This window comes from Embleya sp. NPDC008237 (assembly GCF_042956465.1).
Classification (GTDB): Bacteria; Actinomycetota; Actinomycetes; order Streptomycetales; family Streptomycetaceae; genus Embleya.
In genome coordinates, this window is record NZ_JBIBGL010000014.1 from 75,677 (window position 1) to 92,714 (window position 17,038).

Annotated in this window: 15 protein-coding genes and 1 riboswitch; of the genes, 7 read left to right on the top strand and 8 right to left on the bottom strand. The window is 69.8% G+C overall.

The annotated features are described in order from the left end of the window. Positions 1–18 precede the first annotated feature (18 nt). The 4 genes from thiC to ACFZBU_RS32180 all read right to left on the bottom strand — a co-directional run bounded on the left by thiC (position 19) and on the right by ACFZBU_RS32180 (position 3,431). Positions 19–1,794, bottom strand: a complete 1,776-nt coding sequence (gene thiC / locus ACFZBU_RS32165; protein WP_391587219.1) for a phosphomethylpyrimidine synthase ThiC — start codon at positions 1,792–1,794, stop codon at positions 19–21. Then, positions 1,785–1,893, bottom strand: a riboswitch (TPP riboswitch). (Overlaps the previous gene by 10 nt.) Positions 1,894–1,944: 51 nt before the next feature. Then, positions 1,945–2,163: a hypothetical protein gene (locus tag ACFZBU_RS32170; protein ID WP_391587220.1), complete on the bottom strand. Its 219-nt coding sequence runs from the start codon at positions 2,161–2,163 to the stop codon at positions 1,945–1,947. Positions 2,164–2,278: 115 nt separating this feature from the next. Beyond that, on the bottom strand, positions 2,279–2,944 hold the full coding sequence (gene tenA / locus ACFZBU_RS32175; RefSeq protein ID WP_391587221.1) for a thiaminase II: 666 nt from the start codon (positions 2,942–2,944) through the stop codon (positions 2,279–2,281). Between the two features lie 169 nt (positions 2,945–3,113). After that, entirely contained in the window at positions 3,114–3,431 is a 318-nt protein-coding gene (locus tag ACFZBU_RS32180) for a cupin domain-containing protein (RefSeq protein ID WP_391587222.1), read from the bottom strand. A gap of 82 nt (positions 3,432–3,513) precedes the next feature. On the opposite strand from ACFZBU_RS32180, the gene ACFZBU_RS32185 reads away from it, so the two are divergent. From ACFZBU_RS32185 to ACFZBU_RS32200, 4 genes are all read left to right on the top strand, one after another. Then, complete coding sequence (locus ACFZBU_RS32185; RefSeq protein WP_391587223.1) at positions 3,514–3,891, top strand: phage holin family protein; 378 nt, start codon at positions 3,514–3,516, stop codon at positions 3,889–3,891. Positions 3,892–3,955: 64 nt separating this feature from the next. Next, positions 3,956–5,077: a cystathionine gamma-lyase gene (locus ACFZBU_RS32190; protein WP_391587224.1), complete on the top strand. Its 1,122-nt coding sequence runs from the start codon at positions 3,956–3,958 to the stop codon at positions 5,075–5,077. 74 nt (positions 5,078–5,151) lie between these two features. Next, positions 5,152–6,051 carry a LysR family transcriptional regulator gene (locus ACFZBU_RS32195; RefSeq protein ID WP_391587225.1) on the top strand — a complete coding sequence of 300 codons (900 nt, stop codon included), beginning with the start codon at positions 5,152–5,154 and terminating at the stop codon, positions 6,049–6,051. A 100-nt stretch (positions 6,052–6,151) separates the two neighbouring features. Then, on the top strand, positions 6,152–6,613 hold the full coding sequence (locus ACFZBU_RS32200) for an NUDIX domain-containing protein (RefSeq protein ID WP_391587226.1): 462 nt from the start codon (positions 6,152–6,154) through the stop codon (positions 6,611–6,613). A gap of 39 nt (positions 6,614–6,652) precedes the next feature. Here the strand turns inward: ACFZBU_RS32200 and ACFZBU_RS32205 are convergent, their stop codons facing one another. Genes ACFZBU_RS32205 through ACFZBU_RS32215 form a run of 3 tightly spaced genes read right to left on the bottom strand, consistent with a single transcriptional unit; the run spans position 6,653 to position 10,833 of the window. Beyond that, entirely contained in the window at positions 6,653–7,321 is a 669-nt protein-coding gene (locus ACFZBU_RS32205) for a response regulator (RefSeq protein ID WP_391587227.1), read from the bottom strand. Then, positions 7,318–8,640, bottom strand: coding sequence for a sensor histidine kinase (locus ACFZBU_RS32210; RefSeq protein WP_391587228.1), 1,323 nt, complete (start codon positions 8,638–8,640; stop codon positions 7,318–7,320). Before ACFZBU_RS32210 ends, ACFZBU_RS32205 begins: the two co-directional genes overlap by 4 nt. Positions 8,641–8,664: 24 nt before the next feature. Continuing rightward, positions 8,665–10,833, bottom strand: coding sequence for an MMPL family transporter (locus ACFZBU_RS32215; RefSeq protein ID WP_391587229.1), 2,169 nt, complete (start codon positions 10,831–10,833; stop codon positions 8,665–8,667). Positions 10,834–11,683: 850 nt separating this feature from the next. Between ACFZBU_RS32215 and ACFZBU_RS32220 the strand changes: the two genes are divergently transcribed. From ACFZBU_RS32220 to ACFZBU_RS32230, 3 genes are all read left to right on the top strand, one after another. Further along, positions 11,684–12,595, top strand: a complete 912-nt coding sequence (locus ACFZBU_RS32220) for an ATP-binding cassette domain-containing protein (protein ID WP_391587230.1) — start codon at positions 11,684–11,686, stop codon at positions 12,593–12,595. After that, entirely contained in the window at positions 12,582–13,400 is an 819-nt protein-coding gene (locus ACFZBU_RS32225; RefSeq protein ID WP_391587231.1) for a hypothetical protein, read from the top strand. Before ACFZBU_RS32220 ends, ACFZBU_RS32225 begins: the two co-directional genes overlap by 14 nt. Before the next feature lie 262 nt (positions 13,401–13,662). Next, positions 13,663–14,226 carry a dihydrofolate reductase family protein gene (locus tag ACFZBU_RS32230; RefSeq protein WP_391587232.1) on the top strand — a complete coding sequence of 188 codons (564 nt, stop codon included), beginning with the start codon at positions 13,663–13,665 and terminating at the stop codon, positions 14,224–14,226. Between the two features lie 128 nt (positions 14,227–14,354). On the opposite strand, the gene ACFZBU_RS32235 is transcribed toward ACFZBU_RS32230, so the two are convergent. Continuing rightward, positions 14,355–16,997: a replicative DNA helicase gene (locus tag ACFZBU_RS32235; RefSeq protein ID WP_391587233.1), complete on the bottom strand. Its 2,643-nt coding sequence runs from the start codon at positions 16,995–16,997 to the stop codon at positions 14,355–14,357. Between the last annotated feature and the right edge of the window lie 41 nt (positions 16,998–17,038).

A 17,038-nucleotide genomic window follows, 5' to 3' on the forward strand; every position in this document is an offset into this window, starting at 1 on the left:
TCGTCCCGCGCCCGAACCTCAGTCGGCCAGCGGCAGGTAGACCCGGTTGCCCGCGGCGGCGAACTCCGCCGACTTGGCCCGCATTCCGGCCTCGGCATCCGCCTCCGCCGCCACGGCAGCCGCCCCGTCGCCGTGCTCCGCACGGATGTCGTGCGAGATGCGCATCGAACAGAACTTCGGCCCACACATCGAGCAGAAGTGGGCCGTCTTGGCCGGCTCCGCCGGGAGCGTCGCGTCGTGGTAGGCCCGCGCGGTGTCCGGGTCCATCGCCAGATCGAACTGGTCCTGCCAACGGAACTCGAAGCGGGCATCGGAGAGCGCGTCGTCCCACGCCTGGGCGCCCGGGTGGCCCTTGGCCAGGTCCGCCGCGTGGGCCGCGATCCGGTAGGCGATCACGCCCGCCTTGACGTCGTCCCGGTCGGGCAGGCCCAAGTGCTCCTTCGGCGTCACGTAGCACAACATCGCGGTACCCCACATGCCGATCATCGCCGCGCCGATCGCCGACGTGATGTGGTCGTAGCCGGGCGCGACGTCCGTGGTCAGCGGGCCGAGCGTGTAGAACGGCGCCTCGTCGCAGATGCGTTGCTGGAGGTCGACGTTCTCCTTGATCTTGTGCATCGGCACATGGCCCGGGCCCTCGATCATCACCTGCACGTCCATCGACCGGGAGATCCGGCCCAGTTCGCCCAGCGTCTCCAACTCGGCGAACTGCGCCGCGTCGTTGGCATCCGCGATCGAGCCCGGACGCAGTCCGTCGCCGAGCGAGTAGGTCACGTCGTACGCGCGCAGGATCTCGGTCAGCTCGGCGAAGTGCGTGTAGAGGAAGTTCTCCCGATGGTGCGCCAGGCACCACGCGGCCATGATCGAGCCGCCGCGCGAGACGATGCCGGTCTTGCGCCGGGCGGTCAACGGCACGTAGCGCAGCAGCACGCCGGCATGCACCGTCATGTAGTCCACACCCTGCTCGCACTGCTCGATCACGGTGTCCCGGTACAGCTCCCAGGTGAGTTCCTCGGGCTTGCCGTTCACCTTCTCCAGTGCCTGGTAGAGCGGCACCGTGCCGATCGGGACCGGCGAATTGCGCACGATCCACTCGCGGGTGGTGTGGATGTCCTTGCCGGTGGACAGGTCCATCACGGTGTCCGCGCCCCAGCGGATCGCCCACACCAGCTTGTCGGTCTCCTCCTCGATCGAGGAGGACACCGCCGAGTTGCCGATGTTCGCGTTGACCTTGACCAGGAAGTTCTTGCCGATCACCATCGGCTCGATCTCGGGGTGGTTGATGTTCGCGGGCAACACCGCCCGACCGGCGGCGATCTCGTCCCGGACCAGCTCGGGCGTCAAGCCCTCGCGGATCGCCACGAACTCCATCTCCGGGGTGACCAGCCCGCGCCGCGCGTAGGCGAGTTGGGTCACCGCCTCGGATCCGGACGCCCGCCTGGGTCGGGCCCCCGCGCCGGGCACCGCGAACCCGGCCGGCGTCAATGCGCCGATCCGGCCGTCGTAGCGGGCGGTGTCGCCGCGCTCCTCGATCCAGGCCTCGCGCAGCGCGGGCAGGCCGCGCCGCACGTCCACCTCGAAGGCGGGGTCGGTGTACGGGCCCGAGGTGTCGTACAGGCGAACCGTCTCGCCGTTGGTCAGATGCACCGTGCGTACCGGAACGCGCAGGTCCTCGCGCGATCCGGCGACGTAGCCGCGGTGGTGAGCGGGGGATATCGGTCCGCTGGTGACCGTCTGCGTGGCGGCCGGATCGGCCGACGGGGCAGCGGGCAGCGAGGTGTCGTGCGAGGTCATGGAAGGCTCCCTACGCCGGCATTACCCGGTCAGGTTCTGCGGTCGGCGCGGCCTCAGCGCCCTCTCAGCCCGGTGCCCCGAGCTCCCGTGTATCTCCGTGTGGTGCGCCCCCACCCTGGCACACCACCGCCCGCACGACCAGCGCCGGATTCAACCGAGCGGGTCGCGCGGCCCCCGGCCGACCACCGCGGTGCGCGCGAGCACGACCATCCCGACCGTGACGCACAGCCCGACGACGCCTTTGACGATGAGCATCAGGAAGGCCGAGAACAGCCAGATCAGCAACCAGCACAGCAACACCAGCACGAGCACCGGTACGCCGATGCGCGCCCACTGCGGCCATGTCTCCATCGTCCAACCCCCAGTCACGCGAACTCCCGCGAGACGTGCACGCCCGGGGAGCACATTCCCCGGGAGGACACGTCGTACCCGGGCGCACCGGTTCCGGTCCGCCCGGGAACGATCCCGGGCGCCCCGGACTCGCTCAGACCGGCCAGCGCTCGCCGCGCCACGCGGCGTCCCAGAACATCCACTCGTAGCGTGCCGTGGTGGTGAAGTGCTCGATCATCCGCGCCCGTTCGGTCGCCGAGAGGTCCTCGCCGATCCGGTCCACCAGATCGAGCACCGCGCGCACCGTCGCCTGGAACTCCTCGGCGCCGTAGGTGGCGATCCAGCGTCCGTACAGCTCGTCGGGCGAGCCCTTGGCCAGCAGTGCGTCGCCCACTCGGGCGTAGATCCAGTAGCAGGGCAGCACCGCCGCCACCCCTTCGGCGAACGAGCCGTTGTGCACCGTGGCAAGCAGGTAGCTGACGTACGCCCGGGTGCTCGGCAGTACCGGTTCGGTCGCGGTGGCGTCGGCCACCGAGCTGCCGAAGTCGACCATGAAGCCCTCGTGCAGCGAACGCTCGGCGGCGATCGCACCGGCCGCGTCACCCGCGAACTGCACGGTCGTCGCCTCGTCCGGCGCCTTGGCCGCGCACACCGCGAGCGCCTTGGCGTAGTCGCGCAGGTAGTGCGAGTCCTGCACGACGTAGTGCCGGAACGCCTCGCGCGGCAACGTGCCGTCGGTCAGCCCGTGGATGAACGGGTGGTCCAGGATCGCCGCGTAGACGTCCTCGATCGCAGCCCAGAGTTCGTCGCGCAGCGCCATCAGATGTACTCCCGATCGTCGGATCCCGAGACCCGATCGCTGGATCCCAAGGTCCGATTGTCGTACACCGGCCCGGACCGCCCACCGCCCAGCCCACGCGGCCCGCGCCCGCCCCCGGCCCCACGCGCCCGGCCCCACGCACCCGCCTCCGTGCGGCCGGTCCTGCCGCTCAGCCCTCCGGCGGCGAGAAGAACACCAGGACCCGCAGCGGCTCGGTGATCCGATGGAAGCGGTGCGGCACCTGCGCCGGTACGTACACGACGCTGCCGCGCGCCACGGCGGTGGACTCCTCGCCGACGGTGAGCGTGGCCCGACCGCTGATCACCACGTACGCCTCGTCCTGGCCGTGCGGCTTCTGGGTGTCGGTCTCGCCCGGTTCCAGCGCGTACAGGCCCATCGAGAAGTTCCGTTCACTGAGGAACTTCAGGTACGCGCCCTGTTCGAACGCGCGCTCCGCGTCCAGGTCGTCGAGCCGAAAAACCTTCATGTGACCAACTCCTTACCGACACAAACCGACATTCCCCCCACGGCTCAAGCGGGAAGGACCTGCCGGATGCCAGCATCAGGATATGAAAAGCCTGATCATCAAGCTGGGTGCCAACGCACTCGCCATCTGGTTCGCCAGCTGGCTCGTATCCGGAATCGACCTCGCCGACGGCGCCTCTGCCGGCACCAAGGCCAAGACGATAATTTTCGTCGCGCTCATCTTCGGGATCGTCAACGCGATAATCAAACCGGTGGTGAAGCTGTTCTCACTGCCACTCTTCGTACTCACGCTGGGTCTGATCACGTTCGTGATCAACGCGCTGATGTTGTGGCTGACGGAGGCGATCGCCAACAAGCTGGATCTCGACTTCCACATCGACGGCTTCTGGGCCGCGCTGCTCGGCGCCTTGGTGATCAGCATCGTGAGCTGGTTCCTGAGCATGATCCTGGACCGCGATTGACGGCCACGCACCACGATGGGCTCGGTCGAGGTTTCACGTGAAACAGGCAGTGAGGGAGTCGGGAATGTCCGCCGAATGGAGCGACGGGACCCGGGCGGTCCGGGCCGGCAGTCCGGGCCACGCGCCGGGCGACCCCTTCCTGCCCGGACCGGTGTTCGCCGGCACGTACCACATGCCCGGCGAGGTGAACGGGCCCTACCAGTACGGGCGTTACGCGAACCCGACCTGGGTCGGCCTGGAGCAGGCGATCGGCGCGCTGGAGGGGGCCGCCGACACCGTCACGTTCGCGTCCGGTATGGCCGCCGTCTCGGCGGTCCTGCTCGGACTCACCGAGCCGGGTGACGTGGTCGTACTGCCGTCGGACGGCTACCCGGCCACCCGCGCGGTCGGCGCGCACCTCGCCGCGCGCGGGATCACCGTACGGCTGGTGCCCACCGCCGGCGCCGAGCTCGAACAGGCCCTGACCGGCGCCCGCCTGGTGTGGCTGGAGACCCCGAGCAACCCGGGCCTGGACGTGTGCGACATCGAGCGGATCGCGACCCTCGCCCACGCGCAGGGCGCCCTGGTGGCCGTCGACAACACCCTGGCCACCCCGCTGGGCCAACTCCCGCTCGCCCTCGGCGCCGACATCTCGGCGGCGAGCGGCACCAAGGCGCTGACCGGGCACAGCGACGTGCTGCTCGGCTACGTCTCCTGCGCGAGCGCCGACCTCGGCGCCCGGGTGCGTTCCTGGCGCTCGCTCACCGGCGCGGTGCCCGGGCCGATGGAGGCCTGGTTGGCGCATCGCTCGTTGTCCACCCTGCAGTTGCGGGTGGATCGGCAGGCGGTCAACGCGCTGGCCGTCGCCCGGGCGCTGAGCGAACGCCCGGACGTCACGGGCGTACGCCACCCCGCACTCGAAGGCGATCCGGCCTACGATGTGGCCACCCGTCGGATGCGGCGGTTCGGCTGCGTCGTGGGCTTCACGCTCGCCGACGCGGACACCGCTCGTCGGTTCCTGGGTGCGCTCGAACTGGTCTCCGACGCCACCAGCTTCGGTGGTGTGCACAGCATGGCCGAACGACGTGCCCGGTGGGCCGGCAACGATGTGCCGGAAGGATTCGTCAGGTTCTCGGCCGGTTGTGAGGACACCGCGGATCTCGTCGCGGACATCCTGCGCGCCCTGGACCCCGCCTCCCCGGGCTGACCTGCGACTTCGGGCAAGATCACGTGATGTCCCCGACTCTCGGGAGTGGTCGGGGGACACGAGACGGGGGACCCGTGGACCTGACGCTGTTGCGCACTTTCCTGGCCGTACACCGCGCGGGTTCCTTCACCCGGGCCTCCGCGTCGCTCGGGCTCTCGCAGCCGGCGATAACCGCGCAGATCCGCACCCTGGAGAAGCAGGTCGGCAAGCAGCTGTTCGAACGCCTGCCGCGCGGCGTGGCACCCACCGGCCCCGCCGACGAACTCGCCCGCCGGCTCGCACCGCACCTGGACGCGATCGAGGAGATCGCGGCCCGCGAGGTGCGCGGCGTGGACCCGCTGCGGCGCACCGTGCACCTGGGCGGCCCGACCGAGTTGACCGCGCTGCGCGTGCTGCCGTCGCTGGCCGATCTGGTCCGGCGCGGCCTGCGGTTACGGGTGACCCTGGGCCCCGGCGACGTGCTGCTCGCGGGCCTGGCGGCGGCTCGGCACGACCTGGTGATCTCGGATGTGCGCCCGCGCGCGCGGGGCATAGTGGGCACGCCGCTCACCGACGAGGAGTACGTCCTGATCGGCGCTCCGCACTGGGCCGCGCGGCTGCCGTCGAGCCGGATCCTGGCCCGGGGCCCGGCCGCGTTGGAGGGGGTGCCGCTGATCGGCGAGGCCGAGGAGCAACCGCTGATCCGGCGCTACTGGTCGACCGTGTTCGACGCCAAACCCGTCACCCCGGCCGCGGTGACGGTGCCCGACCTGCGCGCCGTGCTGGAGTGCGTACGCGCCGGACACGGCATCGCGGTGTTGCCGCGCTACCTGTGCGCCGAGGCGCTGGACCGGCGCGCGGTGGTCGCCCTTCTGGAACCCGAACTGCCGCCGCTGCACACGGTGTTCCTCGCGGTTCGGGAGGGCACTTTGAGCCAACCGCACATCTCGCATCTGCACGGCGAGCTGATCGCGCGCGCCGCGCGCTGGGCGTGATCCCGAAGGTGGCGCCGCACAGGCATAAACCACCCGTCCGATCGGAAAGGGAGACTTCAGACGGGGGCAACGCCTGGCAAGGAAGCAGAGGGCACCGACGATGCGTTCAGTGGTGAAGCGGACGGCACGCGCGATCCTGCTCGACGACGAGGACCGGATGGTGCTGATCAAACGCACGAAGCCGGACAGCCCCCCGTACTGGATCACCCCCGGCGGCGGCGTCGAACCCGAGGACGCCACGGTGACCGAGGCGTTGCGCCGCGAGGTGTTCGAGGAACTCGGCGGCAAGATCGGCCGGCCGGTGCCCGCGTTCGTGGACACCGTGCCCGAGCCCGGCGGGGTCAAGATCCAGCACTTCTTCGCATGCCGGCTCGAATCGATGGACCCGGCACTGCGGCACGGCCCCGAGGTGGACGAGCCGAACGGCGAGTACGACATCGTGCGGGTGCCCTTCACCCCCTCCGGGCTGGCCTCGGTCGGCCTGGTCCCGGCCGGCCTGGCCGCCTATCTCCAGGCCAACATCGAGGGCATCCACACCCTGCTGGCGAGCGACCTCGGCTAGGGGCCCGTCCGAACGGAGGCCGGGTCCGGGGCGCGGTGCTCAGCCGCGTCCCGGCCGGACCATGCCCGACTCGTACGCGATCACCACCAGCTGCGCCCGATCGCGTGCGCCGAGCTTGACCATCGCCCGGCTGACGTGGGTCTTGGCGGTCAGCGGCGAGACGAACAGGTGCTCGGCGATCTCGTCGTTGCTCATCCCGGCCGCGACCAGCGAGAGCACCTCGCGCTCGCGGTCGGTGAGCGCCTCCAGCCGATCCGGCGCGGCCACCTTGGGCTCGGGCTGGGACAGGAAGCGGGCCACCAGCGCCCGGGTGGCACCCGGCGAGAGCAGCGCGTCTCCGGTCGCGACGGTCTTGATCGCCTTGAGCAGGTCCTCGGGGTCGGTGTCCTTGACCAGGAAGCCGCTGGCCCCGGCCCGCAGCGCCTCGAAGACGTACTCGTCGACCTCGAACGTGGTCAGCACCAGCACCCGCACGCCCGCGAGGTCGTCGTCGCGGACGATCCGACGGGTGGCCTCCAGGCCGTCCATGCCGGGCATCCGGATGTCCATCAGGACCACGTCCGGTCGGGTCTCCTTGGCCAGCGCCAGTGCCTCGGTGCCGTTCGCCGCCTCGCCGACCACCTCCAGTTCGGGGTCGCTGCCGACCAGCACCTTGAAGCCCGACCGGACCAGCAACTGGTCGTCCGCGATCAGCACGCGCACCGTCATGAAGAATCTCCGTCCCGACGCGCGACGAGCGCGCCCTTGTGGTGCGGCAGCACCGCGTGTACCGAAAAACCGCCATGGGGGCGGGGTCCCACCGCGAGCGAACCGCCCACGGCGACCGCCCGTTCCCGCATGCCGAGCAACCCGTGCCCGGTGCCGTCGGCGCCCTTGACCGAGTCCGTCTCGGGGGTGCCCCGACCGTCGTCGAGCACGTCCACCTCCACCGCGTGCTCGCCGTACACGACCCGCACGATCGCCGACGCACCGTCGCCGCCGTGCTTCATCGCGTTGGTGAGCGACTCCTGGACGATCCGGTACAGCGCGAGGCCGACCGGCGCGGACGGGTTCCGGGCCTCGCCGGACTCCTCCAGGAGCACCGGCAGGCCCGCGTTGCGGTAGGAGGCCACCAGGGCGTCCACGTCGTCCACACCCGGGGTCGGCTCGGTGGGCAGGTCGTTGTCGCCGTCCTGGCGCAGCACGCCCAGCGTGGTGCGCAGTTCGGCGAGCGCGTCCCGGCTGGCCACCTTGATGTGCACGAGCGCCTCCTTGGCCTGCGGCACGTCCCGGTCGATCACGTGCGCGGCCACGCCCGCCTGGATGTTGATCATCGCGATGCTGTGCGCGACCACGTCGTGCAGCTCGCGGGCGATGCGCATGCGTTCGGCGGTCACCCGGCGCCGGGCCTCGTCCTCGCGCTCGTGCTCGGCACGCGCCAGCCGGGCCTGTACCTCCGCCCAGTAGGCCCGCTTGGCGCGGACCGCCTCGCCGATGGCGACCGGCAGGTACATCCAGATGCCCGAAAGGTACTTCTCCGGCGAGAGGAACCCGTCCGGGGTGAGCCCTATCCGCATCCCCGCGTGCACCACCGCGACCGCCGAGGCGATCAGCACCGAGCGGCGCAGTTGCCCGCTGGCGGCCACCGTGTACAGCGCGACCATGGTCGGGATCAGGATCGGGCCGTCCAGGCCGTCCGCGGCCAGGTAGAACACCTGGCCCGCCTCGGTCAGCGCCAGCACCGTCAGCGGCCACCGCAGCCGGCCCAGCAGCACCAGGCAGGTGATCCCGGCGATGACCAGGTTGAGCGCGTTCGGGTGTCCGGGGTTGTGATCCCTGGTGGACCCGCCGAGCGAGCCGCCGATCACGCACAGCAGCACCAGCGCGACCATCAGCAGTTCGCCCACCCAGGTCCGGCAGGGCAGCCAGCGCGCGAGCGGCTTGGGCACCGGCAGCAGCCAGGGCTCGACCGACTCGCTCGGACGGGAACCGTTCGCGGACGCGGGAAGGCCCCGCACGGCGACTCGCGCGGGGCCTTCCACGGACATCCGTACTCCTCGGGTACTCCCTGATCAGCGGTCCCCGGCCATTGCCGGCTCCCGATCCCGCCCGCCTCGACCGACCGGGCCGGACGCACGGTCGGCGTGTCCGGGCCACCACGCCGCATGCCCGATCAGGGCGGTCACGGAGGGAACCAGGAACATCGACATCACGAAGGCCGAGATGCAGATGCCGACCGAGACAGCGAAGCCCATCTGGGTCATCATGTCGATGCCCGCCATCATGAGCGACGCGAAGGTCCCTGCCAGGATGACACCCGCGGCGGCAATCGAGGGCCCCGCATGCTCCACGGCCAAAGCCGCAGCCTGCCTCGGCTCGTTGCCCTCCTTCGCCTCCTCGCGCAATCGGGCGACCATGAGGATGTTGTAGTCGGTGCCGATGGCCACCACGAACATGTAGATCATCACCGGCAGCATGAACATCACGCCGGAGTTGCCCAGCAACGTCTGGAAGACGAAGACGGTCGCACCGATGGTCGAGATGAAGCCCAGGACCACTGCGAGCATCAGGTACCACGGGGCCACCACGCTGCGCAGCAGCAGGCCGAGCACCAGGGCGATCAACAGACCGGCGACCGGGAAGATCACCGACAGGTCGCGGTTGGTGGCCGCACGGATGTCGGTGAAGGACGCGGTCTGGCCGCCCACCATCGCCTTGGTGCCGTCGGGCCGGTGCTCATGCACGAAGTCGCGCAGTGGGTCGATGGTGTCCAGCGCCTTGTTCGCGAACGGGCTCTCCTTGAGCACGATGGCGATCTCGGCGGACATCCGGTCGTCGCTGAGCTTGACGTGCGAGTTCTCCTCGGGGCCGCCGGCGCCGTTCACGTCGCCGATGCCCTCGACGCCCTTGAGCGAGAGCGCGAACTGCTCGGCCGCGCCCTTGTCGATCGGCCGACCGTTCCTGCTCTCGAGGTAGATCTGCGTCGGGTTGAGCGTGCCCGCCGCGAAGTCGAGCTGCATGTCCTTCATCGACTTGGCCGACTCGGTGTCGCCGGGCAGCTGGCCGAACTGGTCGTAGTCGGCCTTGAAGTTCAGCGCGCCGGCCGCGAAGGCGATCATGATCACGCCGGAGACCACGGCCACCGCGAGCGGCTTGCGCCCGACCAGGCCGCCGATCCTGTGGAACGCGGTGCCCTTGGGCTGCTTCTGCCAGGTCTTGGACGGCCAGAACACCCTCGGGCCGATCAACGAGACCACGGCGGGCACCAGGGTCAGCGCGGCGACCGCCATCACGATCACCGCGATGGCCAGCCCCGGGCCCATCGACTTGAACGCACCGAAGGTGGCCAGCAACATCGCGCCGAAGGCGATCACGACCGCGCCGGCGGCCGAGGCGATGGCCTCGCCCACCCGCTCGACCGAGACGACCATCGCCTGCTTCTTGTCGTCGCCCGCGCGCAACCGTTCCCGATAGCGGAAGAGCAGGAAGAGGATGTAGTCGGTACCGATGCCGAACAGCACCACGATCAGGATCGTGTTGAGCGACTGGTCGACCTGGAGGCCGGTGGCCTTGCCGACGATCGCGATCACGGGCGAGGCGACCTGGGACACCAGGGCGACCATGATCACCGGCAGCAGGGCCGCGATCGGGCTCCGGTAGATCACCAGGAGCAGCACGATGATCAGCACGATCGTGACGATGCCGACGATCGCCTCGGCCTTCTTGAAGGCGTCCTCGTTGTCGACGTTGATCGCCACGCCGCCGGTGAAGCCGAGCTTGAGGTCGCTCCCCTCGACCAGTGGCTTGGCCTTGTCGCGCAGTTCCTTGAGCGCCTCGTTGACGAACTTGTCCTGCTGGTCGCCCTTGATGTAGGCGGTGGCCAGGGCGATCCGGTCCTTGGCGTCGCCCGCCTCGACCTTGCTCACGTGCTCGACGCCGGCCGCACCGAGCCTGCCGCTGATCTCCCTGACCTTGTTCTTGTCGGCCTCGGTGAGGTTCTTGCCGTCACCGCGCTTGAAGATCATCAGGGCGGTCTGCTCGGTGGACTGCGGGAAGGCCTTCTCCGCGAGTTTCTGGGCCTGCACCGACTCGTACTTGTCGGGCAGGAAGCTCGCCTGGTCCTGGTTGGTCAGATCGCTCAGCTTGGGCGCGAACATGACCAGGGCCACCGCGGCTATCAGCCAGGCGGCGATGACCTTCCAGGGGTTGTGGACGACGAGCCTGCCGAGTCGTCCGAACATCGATGTCTCCTCCGTTGCGTACGCGATCCCGCGATGTGACCGGCCCCCGGAACACCCCTTGTGATCGAATTCACAAGGCACCGATCGCCGCGTGAGCCGAAACAACGCCGGTGGTGTCGGCTTCGAAGGTAGGCAGGGCCGAACAGGCACTTCAACCGAAATCGGGGCCGGAGAGGCAAGTTCCGCCCCGGGTACTACAGGGCCGCACCCCCCTCGCAGACGCGAGTACCACGGCGTACTACAGCGGGAGTATCCACAGCTCGTGCGCGTGGGCGAACGACGCGCGGCGGGTCGAGGCGCCGAGCGCGGCAGTGAACGCCAAGCACGCGCCCAACGAATCCCAAGCGCGGCCCACCATGATCGACGACATGCGGCGGGCCCGGACGACCCCGTGATCGGGTCCGCCGCACCGGGACGGTTCGGAGCCTTCCGAGGGGGAGGGGCTCCGGACCGGACTCCCCGCCTTCGCCGCCCTCCGGCCCCCGCCACGTACGCCGCCCGCCGGGACGGGGAGCGTCCCGGCGGGCGGCGGTGGTGCGGCCCCTGGGCCACGGCGTACCGGACCGGCATCACGCTCTCCCGCGCCGGCGCGGCCGGGCCGAGCAGCGAGCGGGTCCACCGCCCGTGCACCCGCGGCAGCGCCGGGCCGGTCGGGAAGCCGACGACCCAGCGACCCGGGGTGGGCCAGACCCACCCGTGCGCACCCGTCCCCGGGCGGCAGGTGCGCGGGTCCGAGTCCGCGTTCGCGGCCGCGTCTGTGTCGAAAGTCCCGGGTGGGGTCTGTCGAACGAGCGATGCCGCACCCCGCGTCGCACTCCTAGCTTCGTCTCGGAGACGACGAAGGGGCACGATGATCACCTTGGAACGGCTGACCAAACGATACGGCGAACGCACCGCCGTCGACGGACTCACGCTCACCGTGCCGAACGGCCTGGTGACCGGTTTCCTGGGGCCCAACGGCGCCGGCAAGTCGACCACGATGCGGATGATTCTCGGGCTGGACCGACCGACATCGGGACACGCCCGGATCGACGGCCGACCGTACGCCCGGCTGCACCGGCCGCTGCACGAGGTCGGCGCACTGCTCGACGCCAGGGCGGTGCATCCCGGACGGACCGCGCGAGCGCACCTGCGCGCCCTGGCCCGAACCCACGACATCGCCCTCCGGCGGGTGGACGAGGTGCTGGACCTGGTCGGCCTGTCCGACGTGGCGAACCGCCGGACCGGCCAGTTCTCACTGGGCATGAGCCAACGGCTGGGCGTGGCCGGCGCGCTGCTCGGCGATCCGCGGGCCCTGGTCCTGGACGAGCCGATCAACGGGCTCGACCCCGACGGCGTGCGCCGGCTCCGCGAGCTGCTCCGCTCGCTCGCGGCCGAGGGACGCGCGGTGTTCGTCTCCAGCCACCTGATGAGCGAAATGGAACAGACCGCGGATCGCCTGGTCGTGATGGGCCGCGGACGGCTGATCGCCGACGCACCGATCGCCGAGGTGCTCGACGCGGCCGGCGCCTCCGGCGTACTGGTCCGCAGCCCGGATCGGGCGGGCCTTGCCCGACTGACCGAGCACCTGGTCGGGACCGGCGCGCGGGTCGTCGCGACGGGCGAGGGGACCAGCGGCTACGCCGACGTGTCGATCGAGGAGATCGGCCGAGCCGCCCACGCGCTCGGCGTACCGCTGTACGAACTCAGCCCCCGACGGGCCTCGTTGGAGCAGGCGTACCTGGAACTGACGGAAAAGGCGGTGGAGTATGCGGCCGGCTGAGGCGGCGAGTCGGGGACAGGTCGGGCACCGTTCCGGCGCCCTCCACGAGGCCCGCCTCTCCCGGGAGCCGGCTCGGGGCAGGCCGCTCGCCCTGCGCGCGGCGGTGGCCTCGGAGTGGATCAAGCTGTGGTCGGTGCGCTCCACGTGGTGGGCGGTGGCCGTCTCGGTGCTGCTGATGAGCGCGAGCGCGGGAATCATGGGCATGGACTTCGCCGGCGACGTGGAGCGCGGCGAGACCAAGGACGGCCTGACCATGGCCGTGGGCGAACCCGCGACCGCGTCGACGCTGCTCGCGCAGTTCGCCGTCGTCGCCCTCGCGATGGCGGTGATCACGGCCGAGTTCGCGACCGGATCCATCCGCACCACGCTGACCGCCGACCCGCGTCGGGGCCGGGTGCTGTTCGCGAAGACGACGGTGGTGGTCGCGGTGACCACACCACTGGCCGCACTGCTCGCATTGACGGGCGTGGGCATCGGCGGGTTCGCACTCGGTTCGTACGGGGTCACCGGCTCCGCCGCGGTGGCCGGCGACATCGCCGCGATCACCGCCTACCTGGTGCTCACCGCGATCCTGACCGTCGGCCTGGGTGCGCTCCTGCGCAGCCCGGTGGCCACGCTGAGTGTGGTGCTGACGGTGATGCTCGCGCTGCCGATGCTGATCGCCGCCTCGGCCGCCGACTTCCTTCCCGGTCGGGCCGGGATGAACCTGCTCGACGGCAACGCCGCCGGCGGGCCGATCCTCGCCGGGTGGGCCCTGGCCGCCCAACTCGCAGGCTGGGCAGCCCTGGGCCGGCGCGACATCTGACCGAGCGGCCGGCCGGGCACGTCGGTAGGTTCTCGCCGCCGATGACGTGTCGATCTGCCGTGACCTGCCGGTTCTCTGTTGTCCCACCGCGATGTCACCCCGGATCGGCCTGCGATCGATGCCTTTTCCTCGGCGAAACGACGAGCCTGCGGCTGAACCGCCGAGCCCGAGAACCACCCTGTGCGCTCGGATCGCGCACCGATGAGTTTCCCGCGCCGCGTCGGTCTGTACGCGTGAGAGCGACTCATGGAAGGCCGGCGACATGCGGAAACTGATCTACGGGATGAACCTGAGCCTGGACGGCTACATCGCCGCGCCCGGCGACGACATCGGCTGGGGCGTGCCGAGCGACGAGCTCTTCCAGTATTGGTCCGACCGGTTGCAGGCGACCGACCTGACGCTGTACGGGCGCAAGCTGTGGCAGGCGATGAGCTCCCACTGGCCGACCGGCGACCAGCGGCCCGGCGCCACCCCGGCGGAGATCGAGTTCGCGCGCCGCTGGCGGGACATGTCGAAGGTGGTGTTCTCCTCGACGATCGACAAGGTCGACTGGAACACCCGCCTGGTCACCGGCGACGCGGTCGCCGAGATCACCCGGCTCAAGGCCGAGGACGGCGGCCCGATGGAGATCGGCGGCGCGACGCTCGCCGGGGCGGCCATGCGGGCCGGGCTGATCGACGAGTACGTGCTGGCCACCGCGCCGGTCCTGGTGGGCGGCGGCACGCCGTTCTTCACCGCGCTGGACAACCGGGAGAACCTGAACCTGGTGGAGACGCGGACGTTTCCCGGCGGCGTGATCCTGACCAGGTACGAGACGCGGCGCTGAGCGCCCGTCCGCCCACGCTGTTCGACACGTCGGTGGACCGACCACGAGCCGAGCAGCCGGAGGGCCCGGACCTGGCAGTTCGGGCCCTCGGCTTCAGCGGACGGTGAGCGACTGCAACAAGCCGCGGCTCAGCTCTGCGCCATGTCCACGAAGCGCGAGTAGTGCCCCTGAAACGCCACGGTGATCGTCGCCGTCGGCCCGTTGCGGTGCTTGGCCACGATCAGATCCGCCTCGCCGGCCCGCGGCGACTCCTTCTCGTAGGCATCCTCACGATGCAACAAAATGACCATGTCGGCGTCCTGCTCGATGGAGTTGTGGATGTTGATCCCGTTGGCGATGAAGTTGTGTGTACCGAGCACGGTGGCGTCATAGACCTCCTGCTCGCCGATGCTCTCGATCTCGGTGACCCGATCCCAGAACACGTCGCTGGTAGCGAGCAGTTCCAGGTCCGCGTGCTCCAACACGCTCGCGACATTGGCGAGTCTGGTCCTGCTCGGCGCCGCCTTGTACAGGGATGAGCCGCAGTATCTGGTACCCAGGGCCGCCTGAAAGGCCCGCGTGGTCATCCGTCGACCCAGCATGGCCGCCTTGACGGCATCCCAGACCTCCCGCGGGACGGTGTCCAGGTTCGTGTTCGCCATCACCCCGTCAAGCCGGTTCAGGGCCTTTTTCACGCACTCCCCACGCCCGCCATGCACCCCGACTTCGGTCAGGAACCGACGCTGGTCCTCGACCCCGGAGATATCCACGGTCCAGCCCGGGCGTCCCTTGGTGTTGCCCACCCTGCGCAGCCTCGCGCGAAGGTCCACCCGTAGGAGCAAAAGCTGCAGGTCTCGGGCGAGGCGCTCGCTCGTGCTGGCGTAGTACACGCGAACCGCACCCGCCGCCGAAACCGTGACCGAGCCATCGGTCGCCCACAGGTGCCGCAGGAACAGCCGTACCTGATCGTCGGGCAACCCGAAAATCTCCGGGGGCAGGAACTTCTCATGCGAGCGCTTGCCGTACAAACCGAATCGGTCGAGCCATGCCGCAATCGGGTTCCGCCGGCCTCGGGCAAGGCGCTGAGGGGCCGGGAGGTAGACGTGCCACCAAGCTTGCTGCTGTTCACGGCGCGGGGTGATCCCGAAGTGAACCGCCGCCTCCTCCACCGCACCGAGGTTGGCCTCATCGTTGCTCGTGTAGTGAATGGGCTGCCCCGGGGCGACACAACCGTCGCCGAGAAGGTGCGCCAACATGACCACTTCGGCCTCGGGCCAGGCAACCGGACGTGCGGGAGCATCGATCCGTCGAGGCACGGCGACACGTGCGCCCACGGTCAATTCCCCCAGCGGCTTCCACCCGTCGTAGGTCTGGAAAGGGTGATTCGCGGTGGCCTCGATCTCCCGTCCGGATGCCAGTCGCAGGCGGAAGACCTCCTTGACCCCGCTGGGAAAGACGTGGGTCATGGTGCGCGGAACAAGCCGCAAGTGCTCGTCCAGGGACCAAACGGGAATGTCCCGCTCGCCCGTTGCCAGCAGTTCGCCCATGGAGACCTCGGCACCGGTATCGGCCCGCAACACCCGGGTCGCCGCCGTGACACAGCCGGACTCACGAAGATCGGAAACCATCGGTTTCTTGTCCGTGCGCTGCTCCGGGCCACGGTTCAGCTGGGACATCGCAACGACCGGGACCTCGAGTTCCTTGGCCAGGAGCTTGAGGTTTCGCGACATCTCGGAGACCTCCTGCTGGCGGTTCTCCGCCCGGCGCGAGCCGCCCGACTGCATCAGCTGGAGGTAGTCGATGATCACCAGCCGCAGATCGTGCTTCTGCTTGAGCCGGCGACACTTGGCCCGGATCTCCATCATCGACAGGTTCGGCGAGTCGTCGATGTACATCGGCGCTGCAGTGACCTCGCCCATCTTGCGGGAGAGCCGCGTCCAGTCGTCGTCGGTCATGCTCCCCGACCGCATGTGATGCAACGCGACCCGAGCCTCCGCCGACAACAGCCGCATCATGATCTCGTTGCGGCCCATCTCCAGCGAAAAAATCACACTGGCAAGCCCATTCTTGATCGAACATGCACGCGCAATGTCCAATCCGAGCGTTGATTTGCCCATGGCCGGGCGGGCGGCGATGACGATCATCTGGCCGGAGTGGAGGCCGTTGGTGAGGGAGTCGAGGTCGGTGAAGCCGGTGGGGATGCCGGACATCTGGCCGCCGCGGGAGCTGATCGCCTCGATCTCGTCGAGTGCGCCCTCCATGATGTCGGCCAGCGGCGCGTAGTCCTCGGTGGTGCGCTGCTCGGTGACCTTGTAGACCTCGGCCTGGGCGTTGTTGACGATGTCGTCGACCTCGCCGTCGGCCGCGTAGCCCATCTGCACGATGCGGGTGCCCGCCTCGACCAGGCGGCGCAGCACCGCCTGTTCGCGCACGATCCGGGCGTAGTACTCGGCGTTGGCGGCGGTGGGCACCGACGAGATCAGCGTGTGCAGGTACGGGGCGCCGCCCACCCGGCCGATCTCGGTGCGCTTGGTCAGCTCGGCGGCGACGGTGACCGCGTCGGCCGGTTCGCCGCGTGCGTACAGGTCCAGGATCGCGTTGTAGACGAGTTCGTGGGCGGGCCGATAGAAGTCGATCGGCTTGAGGTTCTCCACGACGTCGGCGATGGCGTCCTTGGACAACATCATGCCGCCGAGCACCGATTGCTCGGCCGCGATGTCCTGGGGCGGGGTCCGCTCGAATCCTTCGCGGGCCGGCTCGGGCCTGGCCTCTTCGAACTCGGAGACGCTCATGCCCGGGGTCTCCTTTCACAAAGGCTCGCGCGAGGTCGCAC